A 228-nucleotide genomic window follows, 5' to 3' on the forward strand; every position below is an offset into this window, starting at 1 on the left:
GTATCCTGAACCTTTTTGTGTAGCATTATTGTTAGCAGGATCAACGCATACGCAGCCACTACATCCCGCATTTCCACCACCTCCGGAAGCTCCGAACAGGTGACCGATATCGTAGTTGGCATTACCAACATTTGTCGTAAGTGTCTGTTGCAACTGAAGATTCCAGTTATTCATCTGCGCTGCAGGAGAATAAGGATCAGTAGCCGGATCCGTATAAATTACGCCCGG

Annotated in this window: 1 protein-coding gene; it reads right to left on the reverse strand. The window is 47.4% G+C overall.

From position 1 onward, the window contains the following. The coding region (locus tag ACPYOJ_RS37285; RefSeq protein ID WP_481420672.1) for a reprolysin-like metallopeptidase at window positions 1-228 on the reverse strand (228 nt) is incomplete at both ends.

This window comes from Rhizobium sp. SVR5-9E (assembly GCF_056755095.1).